14 protein-coding genes and 1 riboswitch are annotated in these 14,975 nt (G+C 72.3%); of the genes, 8 read left to right on the forward strand and 6 right to left on the reverse strand.

All coding sequences use genetic code 11. The features are described 5' to 3' along the window. The first annotated feature begins 6 nt into the window (after positions 1–6). Positions 7–2,208 carry a primosomal protein N' gene (locus D458_RS0113815; protein ID WP_017587346.1) on the forward strand — a complete coding sequence of 734 codons (2,202 nt, stop codon included), beginning with the start codon at positions 7–9 and terminating at the stop codon, positions 2,206–2,208. A 25-nt stretch (positions 2,209–2,233) separates the two neighbouring features. Here D458_RS0113815 and D458_RS0113820 read toward each other — a convergent pair whose 3' ends face one another. Further along, entirely contained in the window at positions 2,234–2,773 is a 540-nt protein-coding gene (locus D458_RS0113820; protein ID WP_017587347.1) for a DinB family protein, read from the reverse strand. Beyond that, on the reverse strand, positions 2,764–3,441 hold the full coding sequence (locus D458_RS0113825) for an SAM-dependent methyltransferase (protein WP_239647954.1): 678 nt from the start codon (positions 3,439–3,441) through the stop codon (positions 2,764–2,766). The genes D458_RS0113820 and D458_RS0113825 overlap by 10 nt, the downstream gene beginning before the upstream one ends. A gap of 353 nt (positions 3,442–3,794) precedes the next feature. Here D458_RS0113825 and D458_RS0113830 point away from each other — a divergent pair, with 353 nt between their 5' ends. Next, positions 3,795–3,983: a hypothetical protein gene (locus D458_RS0113830; protein WP_017587349.1), complete on the forward strand. Its 189-nt coding sequence runs from the start codon at positions 3,795–3,797 to the stop codon at positions 3,981–3,983. Here the strand turns inward: D458_RS0113830 and D458_RS0113835 are convergent. Then, the gene (locus D458_RS0113835) at positions 3,980–5,368 is read right to left on the reverse strand and encodes an aminotransferase class V-fold PLP-dependent enzyme (protein ID WP_017587350.1); all 1,389 of its coding nucleotides are present in this window, start codon (positions 5,366–5,368) and stop codon (positions 3,980–3,982) included. The genes D458_RS0113830 and D458_RS0113835 overlap by 4 nt on opposite strands. Positions 5,369–5,432: 64 nt before the next feature. Further along, a riboswitch (SAM riboswitch) is annotated at positions 5,433–5,547 on the reverse strand. A gap of 216 nt (positions 5,548–5,763) precedes the next feature. Here D458_RS0113835 and D458_RS0113840 point away from each other — a divergent pair. From D458_RS0113840 to D458_RS0113860, 5 genes are all read left to right on the forward strand, one after another. Beyond that, positions 5,764–6,165 carry a DUF3870 domain-containing protein gene (locus tag D458_RS0113840; protein WP_026119287.1) on the forward strand — a complete coding sequence of 134 codons (402 nt, stop codon included), beginning with the start codon at positions 5,764–5,766 and terminating at the stop codon, positions 6,163–6,165. Between the two features lie 7 nt (positions 6,166–6,172). After that, the gene (locus D458_RS0113845; RefSeq protein WP_017587352.1) at positions 6,173–7,498 is read left to right on the forward strand and encodes a CaiB/BaiF CoA transferase family protein; all 1,326 of its coding nucleotides are present in this window, start codon (positions 6,173–6,175) and stop codon (positions 7,496–7,498) included. Positions 7,499–7,566: 68 nt separating this feature from the next. After that, positions 7,567–8,760, forward strand: coding sequence for an acyl-CoA dehydrogenase family protein (locus D458_RS0113850; RefSeq protein ID WP_017587353.1), 1,194 nt, complete (start codon positions 7,567–7,569; stop codon positions 8,758–8,760). A 76-nt stretch (positions 8,761–8,836) separates the two neighbouring features. After that, a complete protein-coding gene (locus D458_RS0113855; RefSeq protein WP_017587354.1) occupies positions 8,837–9,304 on the forward strand; it encodes a nitroreductase/quinone reductase family protein in 468 nt (155 codons plus the stop codon). A 77-nt stretch (positions 9,305–9,381) separates the two neighbouring features. After that, positions 9,382–9,759: a hypothetical protein gene (locus D458_RS0113860; protein WP_017587355.1), complete on the forward strand. Its 378-nt coding sequence runs from the start codon at positions 9,382–9,384 to the stop codon at positions 9,757–9,759. Positions 9,760–9,774: 15 nt separating this feature from the next. Here D458_RS0113860 and D458_RS0113865 read toward each other — a convergent pair whose 3' ends face one another. Beyond that, on the reverse strand, positions 9,775–10,698 hold the full coding sequence (locus D458_RS0113865; protein WP_017587356.1) for a GNAT family N-acetyltransferase: 924 nt from the start codon (positions 10,696–10,698) through the stop codon (positions 9,775–9,777). A gap of 127 nt (positions 10,699–10,825) precedes the next feature. Further along, positions 10,826–11,575: an SDR family oxidoreductase gene (locus D458_RS0113870; protein WP_017587357.1), complete on the reverse strand. Its 750-nt coding sequence runs from the start codon at positions 11,573–11,575 to the stop codon at positions 10,826–10,828. 68 nt (positions 11,576–11,643) lie between these two features. On the opposite strand from D458_RS0113870, the gene D458_RS0113875 reads away from it, so the two are divergent. Next, complete coding sequence (locus D458_RS0113875; protein ID WP_017587358.1) at positions 11,644–12,120, forward strand: RrF2 family transcriptional regulator; 477 nt, start codon at positions 11,644–11,646, stop codon at positions 12,118–12,120. 65 nt (positions 12,121–12,185) lie between these two features. Here D458_RS0113875 and D458_RS0113880 read toward each other — a convergent pair whose 3' ends face one another. Beyond that, positions 12,186–14,369: a RelA/SpoT family protein gene (locus D458_RS0113880; protein ID WP_017587359.1), complete on the reverse strand. Its 2,184-nt coding sequence runs from the start codon at positions 14,367–14,369 to the stop codon at positions 12,186–12,188. Between the last annotated feature and the right edge of the window lie 606 nt (positions 14,370–14,975).

The raw sequence follows: 14,975 nt of genomic DNA on the forward strand, positions 1-14,975 counted from the left end.
GAAGTGATGACAGCGCAGCCCGAGCGGCCCGAGGAGGTCCTCTTCGTCCTGCCCCGCCAGGAGAAGCAGGCGAAGAAGGAACCGGCCGGGGAGAAGGCCGACACCGCGAAGAGCCGTCGGCCGGCCAAGCGTCGGCCCGCCGACCGGCTCCCCGTCGCGCGTGTCATCGTCGACACCCCGCTGCCCCACCTGGACCGCTACTTCGACTACCGGGTCCCGGCCGACATGGACGAGGCGGCGGTGCCCGGCTGCCGGGTGAAGGTGCGCTTCAACGGCCGCCTGCTGGCGGGCTTCCTCGCCGAACGGGTGGAGAGTTCGGAGTTCGCCGGACGGCTGGCCTACCTGGAGACGGTGGTCTCCCCCGAGCCCGTGCTCACCCCCGAGATCCTCGCGCTCTCACGCGCCGTGGCCGACCGGTACGCGGGCACCCTGAGCGACGTCCTGCGGCTGGCGGTGCCGCCCCGGCACGCTCGGGTGGAGAAGGAGACGGCCCGCGAGGAACAGGCCCGGGAGGAGGACGTCGCGGGTGTGGAGCCCGCCGACGAGGACCCGCCCGAGGCCCCCGAGCACCCCGAGGTCGCACCCTCCCCCGACGACGGCGCCCCGGTGCAGGAGACCGTGGAGGCGGCCGTGCTGGAGGTCGACCCCGGTCCCTGGGACGCCTACCCGGAGGGGCCCGCGTTCATCGAGGCCCTGCACGGGGGGATCGCGGCCCGCGCGGTGTGGAACGCCCTGCCCGGAACCGACTGGACCGACGCGATCGCGGTGGCCGCCGAGGCCGCTCTGGGCGCCGGACGCGGCACCGTGGTGGTGCTGCCCGACGGCCGCGACGTGGCCGCGGTCGACGCCGCGCTCACCCGGCACCTGGGCGAGGGCCGCCATGTGGCGCTCACAGCGGACCTGGGCCCGGCCAAGCGGTACCGGAGCTGGCTTTCGGTGCTGCGCGGACACGTGCAGGTGGTGGTGGGCACCCGGGCCGCGGTCTTCGCTCCCGTCCGGGACCTGGGACTGGTCGTCCTGTGGGACGACGGCGACGACGTGCACGTGGACCCGCACGCCCCCTACCCGCACGCCCGCACGGTGCTGGCGATGCGGGCGCACCGGGGGAACGCGGCGGCGCTGATCGGCGGGCACACCCGCACCACCGACGCCCAGCTGCTGGTGGAGTCCGGGTGGGCGCGCCCGCTGGTCGCCGACCGGGCGACGCTGCGCAGCCGGGCACCGCAGATCCGACCCGCCGGTGACGACCGCGAACTCGCCCGGGACGGGGCGGCCAGGTCCGCGCGGATGCCGAGCCTGGCGCTGCGCGCGGCGCGCGAGGCGTCCAGGAGCGGTCCGGTGCTGTTCCAGGTGCCGCGCCGGGGCTACCTCAACACCCTGGCCTGCGCGGGATGCCGTGCGCCGGCACGCTGCGACGCCTGCCACGGGCCGCTGGCCGTGCGCGGGTCGCACGCCATGCCCTCGTGCGGCTGGTGCGGCCGGGTGGCCGGGCAGTGGGCCTGCCCCGAGTGCGGGATGACCCGCATGCGCGCGGTGGTGGTCGGCGCCCGCCGGACCGCGGAGGAACTGGGCCGGTCCTTCCCGTCCCTGACCGTGCGCACGTCGGGACGCGAGGAGGTCCTCTCCGAGGTCCCGAACAAACCGTCGCTGGTGGTCGCCACCCCCGGGGCCGAGCCGGCGGTCTCCGGCGGCGGGTACGCGGCGGCGGTGCTGCTGGACGGGTGGGCCCTGCTCAACCGGGCCGACCTGCGCGCCTCCGAGGAGACCCTGCGGCGCTGGCTGAACGCGTCCGCGCTGGTCCGGCCGGGCGGGGCGGTGGTGGTGTCCGCGGACTCCTCACTGCCGGTGGTGCAGTCCCTGGTGCGGTGGGACCCGGGCGGGTTCGCCGAACGAGAGCTGGCCGAGCGCAGGGAGCTCGGGTTCCCCCCGGCGGTGTCGATGGCCTCGATCACCGGCTCCCCCGAGCACCTGCGCGAGCTGCTGGACCAGATCGAACTCCCCGGCCGGGCCGAGCTGCTCGGCCCGGTGCCCGTGGGTTCGGAGCGCGCCGACGACGGCACGAACCGGACCGAGCGCGCGCTGCTGCGGGTGCCGCGCGGGGCGATCGGCGACCTCACCCGGGCGCTGAAGACGGCGGCGTCGGCCCGCAGCGCCCGCCGGGACGAGCACCTGGCCCAGGTCCGCGTGGACCCGCTGCACGTGCTCTAGCCAGGCCCTGCTCCGGGTCGGCGGGTTACTCGCCGAAGCGGGCGCGGTGGAGGTCGCGCAGGAGGGCGATCTCGGCGCCGTGGTGGATGAACTCGCGGTTCAGGTGCAGGATGAGCACGACCAGCGGGAACTCCGCCCACTGAGGTGCCTCGGCGTTGCCCACGGGGACGGCCAGGTCCTCGTCGTCGAGTTCCTGGAGGTGTTCGGACCAGGTGAGGTAGGCGTTGCGCAGGCGCTGCCTGGCCTCGGCCGCGGTGCTGGGCCAGTCGACGGTGTCGCGGCTGGCGGTGCGGTCGCCGAAGTGCCAGTTGATCCGGGTCTCCAGGACGTCCACCACGAGGTGGCCGAGGCGCCAGGCGATGGTGGTGACCGGCGGGGGCTCGGGTTCGGGATAGGCGCCGTCGGGCGCGTGGCGGCCGTCCGGCAGCCGGCGGACGGTCCAGCAGTCCGGGACCGGCTCCCAGTAGAACTCGGTGTCGGTGAGCCCCTCCAGCCGGGGCCACAGCGAGAAGTCCCAGTAGAACCGCGTCTGGGCCAGGATCTCGCCGTTCCAGTTCAACGCCATCGGCTCACTCCCCTTCCTCGTCCGGGCACACGGCCCAGTCCGGCCAGGGTGCCACACCCCGGGGCGGACACGTCCTCGTCCGGGTAGGGCCACCAGGTGAGGTCGGCGACTCCCGGCTCGACGGGGAGGAAGGGGTGGAAGGCCTGTTCGGCGACGGCGCGGGACGCCCTGGAGGTGAGGGCGACGTAGCCGCCGCCGCGCATCATCGAGTGGAGGGTGTCCAGCCCGGTGGGCGGGGCCTGCTCGGTGGCGGGGCGGGTCATCAGTACGGCGACGGGCTCGTCGAAGTCGACGAGCCCGCTGGTGTGGAGGCGACGGAGGAGGGTGTCGGTCCCGGAGGCCGAACCGTCTCCGGACAGGACGGTCGCGTTGTCCGAGGCTGCGGTGAGCACCCCCGCCGTACCGCGCGGGGCGACGTGCACCACCGCGGCGTCGGGGTCGGCCCGCCGGACGCACTCGGCGGTCCCGGGCACCGGACAGCCCCAGTCCACGAACTGGCGTATCCCGGCGTCGGCGCACAGGTAGTCGACCACCCGGCCGAGAAAGGCCTGGTGCAGGCGGACCTGTTCGGCCTCGGCGGGGTCCGCCGGGGCGCAGGCGTGTGCGCCGAGGTCGACCACGCGGGACTTCCGCCCGGGGGCGCGCCGGGGTTCCCGTTCTCGGAACACGGCCGTGAGGGGACCTGCCTCGGGTCCTCGGACGTCCGTCACGGTCACGCTCCCCCAGCCGGTTCGCTCGCGGGAGGCAGGGCGCTTCGCCGGGGTGGACCGGTCGGGTCCGGCGACGACGCGCCTTGCCGTCAGGGCCCGATAGTACAGCTTGTGAAAGTGATTCCCAGCACATAGCTGCGTGAAATGTGCCTTAGTACCCCTTATGCGAGGTCATGCGTCGCAAGCTTTTGTGAGCATGAGGTCCCCAGCCCTCAATCCCGAACACCGCTTCCCCACACCGGCAGCGTCCAGGAAGCGGATTCGCGCCGCTCTCCGTCCTGGCACGCCCCGGCCTGTTCGGTGTCTCCCTGGTGGTGTGGGAGCCGGGTCTGCCGACCGTGGCGCTCACGCTGCTCATGACCCTGTTCGGCTTCGGCGTCCAGGCGGTACTGGTCCACCTCGTGCTCCGCCCCAGGAGGTCACTGCCGGTCGCACTGTTCACCCTCGCCCTGCCCGCCCTGGTCCGGGGCCTGGCCCTCCTGGGGCAGCGGCTCGGCTAGAGGACGTTGCGCGGGTCCGGCACCGGGGCGAGACGGCCGTCGCAGTCCGCATACTCCCAGCGCGGCCCGCGGGCCACCAGGTCAGCGACCGCGCCCACCAGCCGGTCCACGTGCTCCTCGGTGGTGCCCACGCCCAGGCTCGCCCGGACCGCCTGCGCGTGCCCCTCGGGGAGCAGGTGGGCGGTGAGCGGGTGCGCGCAGAACAGGCCGTCCCGCACCCCGATGCCGTACTCGGCGGACAGCGCGGCGGCCAGGAGGTCCGCGGGCAGGCCGTCGACGACGAACGACACGATCCCGACCCTCGCGTGCTCGGCGCCCCACAGCGTCAGCTCGTGCACGCCCTCGATCCCGGTGAGCCCGGAGCGCAGGCGCTCCAGCAGCGCCGCTTCACGGATGTGCTGCAGGGACAGTGTCTCGGTGGTGAAGGTGTCGCAGGCCGCCGCCAGGGCCACGGCGCCCAGCACGTTGGGGCTCCCGGCCTCGTGGCGGGCCGGGAGGTCGTTCCAGACGACGTCGTGCTCGGTCACCCTCCGGGTCGCTCCCCCGCCGGCGAGGTAGGGGGCGGCCGCGCTCAGCCAGTCGGACCGGCCGGCCAGCACGCCGGAGCCGAAGGGCGCGTAGAGCTTGTGGCCGGACAGCGCCACGTAGTCCGCACCGGTCTCGGAGAGGCTGAACGGCAGGTGCGGCACGTACTGGGCGGCGTCCACGACCACACGGGCGCCCTCGGCGTGGGCCGCCTCGACCAGCTCCCCCACCGGCCAGATCTCACCGGTGACGTTGGAGGCCGCGGTCACACACAGCAGCCTGGGGCCCTCGGGGGCCTCGGCGAGCGCGGCGCGGGCGGCGGCCACGGCCGCCTCGGGGGTCTCGGGCAGCGGCAGCCGCACCACCTTCCCGGCGCGCGAGGCGGGGTGCTCCCACGGGAGCAGGCTGGCGTGGTGCTCGGACTCGAACACCACCACGGTGCAGCCCTCGGGGACGGCGCGGGCCAGCAGGTTGACGGCGTCGGTGGTGCCCCGCACGAACACGACGGCGTCGGCGGAACCGGACGCGTCGGCCTCGGTGCGCACACCCAGGAACCGGGCGACGCTGCGGCGGGCGCGCTCGTAGGAGTCGGTGCTGACCTGCGAGTGGTGCCCGGCACCGCGGTGGACGCTGGCGTAGTACGGCAGGGCCTCGGCCAGAGCGGCGGCGACGCCGGTCAGACAGGGCGCGCTGGCGGCGTAGTCGAAGTTGGCGTAGTCCACGTACTCGCCGGTGACCAGGGGGACCCCGCCGTCGGCGGTGACGATCGAGCACTCGGTGCGCAGTTCGGCGACCCGGGCCGCGTCGCGGGCGGCGGAGCGGCTGGAGCGGGTGGAGTCGAACGGGATGACAGTGGTCATGGGGCACCTCTTCTGTGGGTCGTGGGACCCACAGGGGTACGCCGGATGACGGCTTCACCTCAGGGGTCCGCGCTTGTCTGACACGGTTGTGTCGGGACCTGGTCCTCACCCGGGGCACCCCACCGCGGAAGGAGGGTTGCCGACCAGCTAGCCGGGGCTTGTCGCTGGTACTCGTGACCTGTGCCGAAATCTAACACACGGTTCGCGTGGGACGCATCCGCGCCTTCGTGTGGCCTGGACCACCACCCCGCTTGACACCGGCCGCCACGGCTGGGCCATACTGATCCCGAACTGCCCTCACGTCGCGGGTGTCCGGTTTCCCCCGGCCGCCCTTCAGGCGCGAGACTCCAGTGCGTTGGAGTTTTCGCATGCCCGCAGACGAGAGGTGCCTTCCGTTGTACGGCGACGACCGTGTTCAGCAGCTTTTCCGCAACCCCAGGGTTGTGCTCATCTCCGGCTACGCCCGCCTCCCCGATTCCGTGGCGAGCCACTCCCAGTACCAGCGGCTCGGTGTCGTGCTCGCGGTGGACACCGCGGACGGCCGGATCGTGGCCGCGGACACCACCCTCCTCACCGACCTGGCGAAGGACTTCTTCCGCGCCCTCGTGGAGGGCGCCTCGGTGACCGAGGACATCGCGGAGATCGTCCAGCGGGTACAGACGCGGTACGCGGGCCAGTCCGGCGCCGCCCTCACCACCGCGCTGCGCCGCTGCCTGGAGACCTACTACCAGTTGCGCGACGGCGACCAGCTGCCCGGCGGCCCGGGTGGCCCCGGCAACCCCGACGGCAAGGAGTGACCTCCCCATGAGTGAGACCGGCCCCGATCCCGTTCCCGACCCCGCACCCGATGCCGGACCGGCGTCCGGACCGGAGGCGGGTGCGCCCCTCCCCCTCGCCGGGGTACGGGTCGCCGACCTGTCCCGGGTGCTCGCGGGCCCCTACGCCACCATGCTGCTCGCGGACATGGGCGCCGAGGTCGTGAAGGTGGAGCAGCCCGGCCGTGGCGACGACACCCGGTCCTGGGGCCCGCCCTACGCCGCGCCCGCCGAGGAGCACCGGGCGGACCACTCCCCCGGCGAGGCCGCCTACTTCCTGTCCGTCAACCGGAACAAGCGCAGCCTGGCCGTGGACCTCAAGGACCCCGAGGGGCTGGCCGCGGTCCAGGAGCTCTGCGCCACCTCCGACGTGGTGATCCAGAACTTCCGCCCCGGGGTGATCGACCGGCTCGGCCTGGGCTACGGGGAGATCAGCAGACGCAACCCGGCCGTCGTGTACTGCTCGGTGAGCGGGTTCGGCCCCGAACACGAACCCGCGACCCGGCCGGGGTTCGACATCGTCGTGCAGGCCGAGAGCGGCCTGATGGCCACGACCGGTCCCGCGGACGGCCCGGCCAGCAAGGTGGGGGTGGCGCTCACCGACGTCCTGACCGGCCTGAACGCGGCCGTGGGCATCCTCGGCGCGCTCATGCGGGCCCGCGTGACCGGGCGGGGCGAGAACATCAGCGTCTCGTTGATCAACTCCACCCTGTCCAGCCTGGTCAACCTCACCCAGCAGGCCCTGGTCACCGGGACCGAACCGGCGCGCGTGGGCAACGCGCACACCACCATCGTCCCGTACCAGGTGTTCCCCACCCAGGACGCGGAGATCGTGGTCGCCGCCGGGAACGACGCCCTCTACCAGCGCCTGTGCGCGGCGATCGGCCGCCCCGATCTGGGCGCGGATCCCCGGTACGCCACCAATCCGGAACGGGTGGCGCACCGCGACGAACTGGTCGGGGAGCTCTCGGCGACGCTGCGGGAACGGCCCGCCGAGCACTGGATGGAGGTCCTGGTCGAGGCCGGGGTCCCGGCCGGCCGCGTCCGGGGGGTCCTGGACGCGCTGCGCACCGCCGACGCCAGGGGCGACGACGTCCTGCGCACGGTGGAGCATCCCACCGCCGGCCCTCTGGAGCAGGTACGGGCGGGGTTCCGGATGGAGCACACGCCCACCCCGATGAGCGCCCCGCCTCTGCTGGGCCAGCACTCCGCACAGGTCCTCGCCGAACTGGGCCTGACCCCGGAGCGGGTCGAGGCCCTCCTCAAGAGCGGCGCCGTCCAGCAGACCGACATCCCGCAGACCGGCCTCACCTAGAGATCCCGCACCCCGTCACAGCGCACCACAGATCTCACACACGCAAGCACCACGAAGGGACACCCACCATGAGCGACTCCCAGCGCAGGGCCGCCGCGCCCGACCCCCTCGACTTCCTGGCAGTGGACGCCGAGCTCTCCGACACCGAGCGCGACGTCCGCGACGCCGTCCGCGATTTCTCCTCCCGCGAGCTCCTGCCGAACGTCGCCGACTGGTTCGAGGCCGGGACCATCCCCGACCCGCGCGGTCTGGCCAAGGCCTTCGGCGACCTGGGCGTGCTCGGCATGCACCTGGAGGGGTACGGCTGCGGCGGCTCCAGCGCGGTCGCCTACGGCCTGGCCTGCCGCGAGCTGGAGGCCGTGGACTCGGGACTGCGCAGCTTCGTGTCCGTGCAGGGTTCGCTGGCCATGGCGGCGATCCACAAGTTCGGCTCCGAGGAGCACAAGAACGAGTGGCTGCCGAAGATGGCCGCCGGTGAGGCGATCGGCTGCTTCGGTCTCACCGAGCCCGACTCCGGCTCCGACCCGGGCTCGATGCGCACGCGCGCCCGCAAGGACGGCTCGGACTGGATCCTCAACGGCACCAAGATGTGGATCACCAACGGTTCGGTCGCCGACGTCGCCGTGGTGTGGGCCGCCACCGAGGACGGCATCCGCGGGTTCGTGGTGCCCACCGCCACGCCGGGGTTCTCCGCCAACGTCATCCACAAGAAGCTGTCGCTGCGCGCCTCGATCACCTCCGAGCTGGTCCTCGAGGACGTCCGGCTGCCCGCCGACGCCGTCATGCCGAACTCCAAGGGGCTCGGCTCGCCGCTCTCGTGCCTGAACGAGGCCCGCTTCGGGATCGTGTGGGGTGTGGCCGGTGCCGCCCGCGCCTGCTACGAGGCCGCACTGGAGTACTCGAAGACCCGTGAGCAGTTCGGGCAGCCCATCGGCGGTTTCCAGCTCACCCAGCGCAAGCTCGCCGACATGGTCGTGGACGTCAACCACGCCAACATGGCGGCGCTGCGGATCGGCCGGCTCAAGGACGAGGGGAACTGCCACCACAACCACGTGAGCTTCGGCAAGTTCGCCAACGTGGCGGCGGCCCAGCGGGTGGCCCGCACGGCGCGCGGCATCCACGGCGCCAACGGGATCACCCTGGAGTACCCGGTGATGCGGCACATGGTGAACCTGGAGACGGTGGCCACCTACGAGGGCACCGAGGAGATCCACGCGCTGAGCATCGGCCAGTCGGTGACCGGCATCTCCGCGTTCCGTTAGGACGCGGCGTCCCCGGGTGCCATCGGGGTCCGGAAACCATCACAATGGGAGCATCCGAGTGAGGGAGTTGCCGAAGATGGTGAACGAACCGACGAAGCGGTTCGAGATGACGAAGCTGCGGCGGACCGCCAACGCCTTCGTCAGCGGCTTCGTCAAGTACGGGGCCTGCCCGCCCGAGCTGCACCTGCTCACCACGCGTGGGCGCAAGTCCGGTTTCCTGCGCACCATCCCGCTCAGTGTCCTGGACAGTGAGAGCGGACGGTACCTGGTCTCCCCGTACGGGGAGGTCGACTGGGTGCGCAACATCCGCAAGGACGGTTTCGCGACGCTGCGCCAGGGCGGCTGGATCGAACTGGTGAGCGTGCGCGAGGTGGGCCCCGCCGAGGCCGCGCCGCTGCTCCAGGAGTACCTGAACCACCCCCGGGCCGCGGTCGTGGGCCCGTACTTCGACGCCCCGCCCGAGGCCCCGGCGGAGGCGTTCGAGGCCGAGGCCGACCGGCACCCGGTCTTCCAGATCGTCCGGTCCACGACGATCCGCCTCTGACCCGCAACAGAAGCCGAACGGCCCCGGCCACCCGAGAAGGGTGGCCGGGGCCGCCGTACTGAGAAGGAGCGAACGCCTTGTCTGTTCCCCCCGGTTCCGGCCCCACCGCCTTCGATCCCACCGGCCTGAGCGATCGCGAGTTCCTGGCACTGGTCCGCGCACGTCCGGGTATGTACACCGGCCGTTCTACCCTGGACCGGATCGTCGTCTACCTCTACGGGTACGACAGCCGGGCCCGGCGGTCCGGGGAGTCGGTTCTGCACGGGTTCGGCGCCTGGCTCGAGGAGCGCGGCACGCCCGGGAACAACCTGGGATGGCCGGATCAGGTCCGCCGGATCGCGCTCCGGGAAACCGGGTCCCGCGCTCTCGGGCAACTCACCCCGGAAGAGGACGGGATCGCCATCACCGTCCTCTTCCAGCTCCTCGACGAGTTCCTCGCCGAACGGGAGGGCTGAGGCCCCGTCGTCGGTTCAGCGGGCGGGGCGGGCGTACACGGTGCCGCGGTCGACGGGCTTGTAGCCGACGGTGGCGTAGGTCTTGGCCGGGGTCGGGTAGGCCTCGTTCGGAGTGGTGTTGATGAACACCCGGTCGCCGCCGCGGCGGGCGGTCAGGGTGCAGGCGTGCAGCGCCATGGCGGAGGCCAGGCCCCTGCGGCGGTGGGCGGGGACCACGCCGAGGGGTTCGATCTCCGAGCAGCGGTTCTCCGCGTCCCACCACACGACACAGCAGGCCGCCAGCGAACCGTCCGGGGCCTCGACGACGAGGTCGAGTTCGCGGTCGTAGAGCAGGCCGACGCGCGTGTTGTCGTAGCGTTCCCGGTTGAACCGGCTGGTCAGGTCGGGGTTGACCTCGCCCACCCGCTCGGGCCAGGGCAGGTCGGAGGGCTTCCAGGCGGTCCGGTGGCACTCCACCCGAGCCTCTTCCTCGCCCTCGCGCACCGGGCGGAGCCGGTAGCCCTCCGGAAGGACGGCCTCCTCCTCCGTGGCGGTGCGGTACATCCACTCCCCGTAGGTGTTCTGGTCGGCCACCTGGAAACCGGACCGCTCGGCGAGCGCGCGGAGTCCGTCGTCGCCCTCGAAGGTCAGCAGGTCCACGGCGGCGTCGCCGGCCTCCGCCAGCGCCCGGTCCAGGAGTGCGGCCCCGGCCTCGGGGTCGGCGGTGGCACCCACGAGGACGACCTGGCTGCGGCTGAACAGGGCGTTGGGCGCCTCGACCAGGGACCAGCCCACGAGCTCGCCGTCCCGGAGGGCCACGGTCGCGTTGTCGGAGGAGAACTCCCCGTTGGCCAGCTGCCAGCCCAGCCCGCCCGGGTGGGGCGCCACCGGCCAGAGCCGTCGGGCGAGCGCCTCCAGCGAGCGGCTGTCCTCCGCGAGGAAGGGACGGATCTCGGGCATGGGGGCCTGCCTTTCTCACGGTGACGCGGGCAGGCTGAACGCTAGCCACCGGGGCGGGCGCGACGCCACTGGTTTTCCCGGGGCCGGTCGCCGGAACCGGCCTCCCCGGCCACCGCCCCCGGGAGGCTCATCCCGCCTGGGCGGCGAGCCAGTCCTCGAAGGAGGTCGGGGCGACCTCGGCGTCCGCGGCGGGCAGGAGGACGTTGCCGGCCATGGAGGCGTCGAAGATCCCGTTCTCCCAGGTCGGCACGAGTTCGACCCGGTGGCCGCGGACTGCGTGGGTACGGCGGGCCATGTCGACCAGGTCCTGGGGGCCGGGTCCGGCCACGTCCCGGTGCCGGCCCTGGGGCTCGCCGGTGGCGACGCGCGCGAGAACGTCCGCGACGTCCTCGGGAGCGACGGGCCGCACCAGCAGCGGAGCGATCCTGGCGGCACCGTCGGCCTCGGTCCAGGAGGCGACCATGGCGGCGAAGTCGTGGAACTGGGTGGCCGGGACGATCGTGTGGGGCACCGGTCCCGCCTCGACCGCGGCCTCCTGCGCGCGCTTGCCCGCGTAGTGGGGGTTCCCCTTGACCCTGCCCACGGCGGCGATCGACAGCACGACGTGATGGCCCACCCCGGCCCGCTGTTCCGTGGCCAGCAGGTGCTCGGTGGTGGTCGTGAAGAAACGGACGTTCTCGGCTTCCTCCCCCGATGTGCAGTTCAGAACGTCGATCACCGCGTCGACCCCGGTCAGGGCCTCGTCCAACCCCTTCCCTGTGAGCACGTCCACGCCGTGGCCGCGACTGATCGCGACGGTCTCGTGGCCGCCCCTGTCCAGAGCCGCCAGTGTCAGGGCTCCGATCCGGCCCGTGGCTCCGACCACCGCGACACGCATACGCCGACCTCCCGATCAATTATGGATATCAGAGATCCACAATAGCGTTAATCGGATAGACTGGACAGGTGAAACTTCCCGAGAGTTCCGAGTGGGCGCTGCACTGCGCCGCCTCCCTGGCCCAGCTCGCCCCGGAGGACACCGTCAGTACGCGCCGCCTCGCCGAGCACTTCGGGGTCCCCGCGCCCTATCTGGCCAAACAGCTCGCGCACCTGGTCCGCGGCGGCGTACTGGCCGGGACCACGGGACCCCGGGGCGGCTTCCGCCTCGCCCGGCCGGCCTCCCGGATCACGGTGCTCGACATCATCGAGGCGGTCGACGGCGCCGCCGACCCGTACCGGTGCCGCGAGATCCGGCAGCAGGGGCGCGGAGCCCTCCCCGAGGAGGACTGCCGGGAACCGTGCGTCCTGGCCGTGACGATGCACCGGGCCCACCAGGCGTGGCGGTCCAGCCTGGCCGCGGTCACCCTGGCGGACGTCGTCGGCACCCTCGCGCCGGGGGTCCCCGACCGCACCCGGCGGCTCCTCACCGGGGCCGAGGGCTGAGGGCTGCGCCGACAGCGGCCGGGCGCGACTGCTTCACGACCGCGCCGGCGGCCCGGTCGGCCTTCTCAGTTGCGGACGCGGAACACGTCGTAGACACCGTCCACACCGCGGACCGCGCGCAGGACGCTGCCCAGGTGGGTGGGGTCGGCCATCTCGAAGGTGAAGCGGCTCTGCGCCACCCGGTCGCGGCTGGTCTGCACCGTCGCGGAGAGGATGTTGACGTGCTGGTCGGAGAGCACCCGGGTGATGTCGGACAGCAGCCGGGAGCGGTCCAGGGCCTCCACGTGCAGGGCCACCAGGAACATCGAGTCCTCGGTCGGCCGCCACTCGACGTCGACCATGCGCTCGCGGTCCAGGCTGGCGGCGTTCACGCAGTCCTTGCGGTGCACCGAGACCCCGTTGCCGCGGGTCACGAAACCGACGATCTCGTCACCGGGCACGGGCGTACAACACTTGGACAGGCGGGCCCACACGTCGGTGTCACCGCCGGCCACGACCACGCCCGGGTTCCCGGAGCGCTGGCGGGTGGTGGCGGTCTTGGTGGGCAGTGAGGACTCGGCGATGTCCTCGGTGTGGCTCTCCAGCCCGCCCATGGAGTCGACGAGCTTGCTGACCACGCTCTGCGCGCTGACCTGGCGCTCGCCCACGGCGGCGTAGAGGGAGTCCACGTCCGTGTAGCGCAGGTCCCGGGCCAGGGCGATGATGGCCTCACCGCTGAACAGGCGCTTGACCGGCAGTTCCTGCTTGCGCATGAACTTGGCGATCTCGTCCTTGCCCTGCTCGATCGCGGCCTCGCGGCGCTCCTTGGTGAACCAGTGCCGGATCTTGTTGCGGGCCCGCGCGCTCTTGACGAAGTTCATCCAGTCGCGGCTGGGACCGGCGTCGGGGTCCTTCGAGGTGAGGATCTCGACGGTCTCGCCGTTGTGCAGCTCGTTCTCCAACGGCACGAGGCGGCCGTTGATGCGGGCGCCGACGGTGCGGTGGCCGACCTCGGTGTGCACGGCGTACGCGAAGTCCACGGCGGTGGCGCCCTGCGGCAGGGAGATGACGTCGCCGCCGGGGGTGAAGACGAACACCTCCTGCACGGACAGGTCGAAGCGCAGCGACTCCAGGAACTCGCCCGGGTCCTTGGTCTCCTGCTGCCAGTCGATGAGCTGGCGCAGCCACTGCATGTCGGTGGTGCCCTTGGGCTTGGCCTCGGTGTTGGAGGAGTTGCGGTCCTCCTTGTACTTCCAGTGCGCGGCGATGCCGTACTCGGCGCGGCGGTGCATCGCGCGGGTGCGGATCTGCAGCTCGACCGGGTTGCCGGAGGGGCCGATGACCGTCGTGTGCAACGACTGGTACATGTTGAACTTCGGCATCGCGATGTAGTCCTTGAACCGGCCCGGCACCGGGTTCCACCGCGCGTGGATGGTTCCCAGGGCCGCGTAGCAGTCCCGGACGCTGTCCACCAGGACCCGCACCGCGATGAGGTCGTAGATGTCGTCGAAGCCCACGTTGCGGGCGATCATCTTCTGGTAGATCGAGTAGTAGTGCTTGGGCCGCCCGCGCACGGTCGCCTTGAGCTTGGACTCGCGCAGGTCGGCGGAGACCGCCTCGATGACCTCCTGGAGGTACACGTCGCGGCGGGGGGCGCGCTCGGAGACCAGGCGGGCGATCTCGTCGAAGCGCTTGGGATAGAGGGTGGCGAAGGCCAGGTCCTCGAGCTCCCACTTGATGGTGTTCATGCCCAGGCGGTGGGCGAGCGGGGCGAAGATCTCCAGGGTCTCGCGGGCCTTCTTCTCCCGTTTGGCCTTGGCGGGGAGGTAGCGCAGGGTTCGCATGTTGTGCAGGCGGTCGCACAGCTTGATGACCAGGACGCGGATGTCGCGGGCCATGGCCACGACCATCTTGCGGACCGTCTCGGCCTGGGTGGCCTCGCCGTACTTGACCTTGTCCAGCTTGGTGACGCCGTCGACCAGTTCGGCGATCTCGTCGCCGAAGTCCGCGCGCAGCTCGTCGAGGGAGTAGTCGGTGTCCTCGACGGTGTCGTGCAGGAGGGCGCCGGCCAGGGTGGCCTCCTGCATGCCGAGCTCGGCGAGGATCGTGGCAACGGCGAGCGGGTGCGTGATGTAGGGGTCGCCGCTCTTGCGCTTCTGGTGGCGATGGTGGTGGGCCGCGACCTCGTAGGCGCGTTCGATCAGCCGTACGTCCACCTTCGGGTGGGTGGCGCGCACCGTCTTGATCAGTGGTTCGAGCACCGGGTTCATCGTCACTCCCCGCTGGGCGCCGAGTCGGGCGAGCCTTCTGCGTACTCGCACGGTGGAGGGCGTGGTGGAGGCCGCCTGGTTGCCCGGGGTCCCCTGTCCCGAGACGTCGGAGGGCGCCGCTTCGCTCGCGGCGCCCTCCGGGCGGTCCCCCTGTGGTCTTTTCCCGGTCGGCGTGCCACTGCCGCCCGCGCGCTCTCCCTGTGCCTCGGCTCCCGTGGCACCGGCGGCCTCGGGGGCTCCGTCGGCGCCGGGCACACCGTTCCCCGGGGTGGTGGCGGCTCCCGGTGCTCGGGGGGCCTCCCGGCCCGACTCGTGCTCGGACACCGCCCCGGTCGAGACCACTTCGCTTGGCATGCCTACCTCCCGCGGTTCCGCCCGGTGGAGCCGACGTCGCCGTCCGGCCCGCCTCCGGTGCACGTGCGTGTCATCAGGGACAGTCGTTGACGCGGCGCCGCGGTCACCTCTCCCACCAGTCTAGTGGGACCGTCCCCACCTGCTCGGGGAACGGTCCGGCCTCCTCGTGTCCCAGGTAACGACTCGGAGGTACGCGCAGTGACCCAGGTCACCAGGTACGTCACACCGAGTGCTGGAGTACGTCAACAAGGA

This window comes from Nocardiopsis ganjiahuensis DSM 45031 (genome assembly GCF_000341085.1).
Taxonomy (GTDB): Bacteria; Actinomycetota; Actinomycetes; order Streptosporangiales; family Streptosporangiaceae; genus Nocardiopsis; species Nocardiopsis ganjiahuensis.

Excerpts from the sequence above, each read along its gene's own strand:
- D458_RS0113855 (WP_017587354.1), top strand. The coding sequence starts at position 8,837 with ATGGTGAACGAACCGACGAAGCGGTTCGAGATGACGAAGCTGCGGCGG.
- D458_RS0113880 (WP_017587359.1), bottom strand. The coding sequence starts at position 14,369 with ATGAACCCGGTGCTCGAACCACTGATCAAGACGGTGCGCGCCACCCAC.
- D458_RS0113865 (WP_017587356.1), bottom strand. The coding sequence starts at position 10,698 with ATGCCCGAGATCCGTCCCTTCCTCGCGGAGGACAGCCGCTCGCTGGAG.
- D458_RS0113815 (WP_017587346.1), top strand. The coding sequence starts at position 7 with ATGACAGCGCAGCCCGAGCGGCCCGAGGAGGTCCTCTTCGTCCTGCCC.
- D458_RS0113820 (WP_017587347.1), bottom strand. The coding sequence starts at position 2,773 with ATGGCGTTGAACTGGAACGGCGAGATCCTGGCCCAGACGCGGTTCTAC.
- D458_RS0113850 (WP_017587353.1), top strand. The coding sequence starts at position 7,567 with ATGAGCGACTCCCAGCGCAGGGCCGCCGCGCCCGACCCCCTCGACTTC.
- D458_RS0113870 (WP_017587357.1), bottom strand. The coding sequence starts at position 11,575 with ATGCGTGTCGCGGTGGTCGGAGCCACGGGCCGGATCGGAGCCCTGACA.
- D458_RS0113845 (WP_017587352.1), top strand. The coding sequence starts at position 6,173 with ATGAGTGAGACCGGCCCCGATCCCGTTCCCGACCCCGCACCCGATGCC.
- D458_RS0113835 (WP_017587350.1), bottom strand. The coding sequence starts at position 5,368 with ATGACCACTGTCATCCCGTTCGACTCCACCCGCTCCAGCCGCTCCGCC.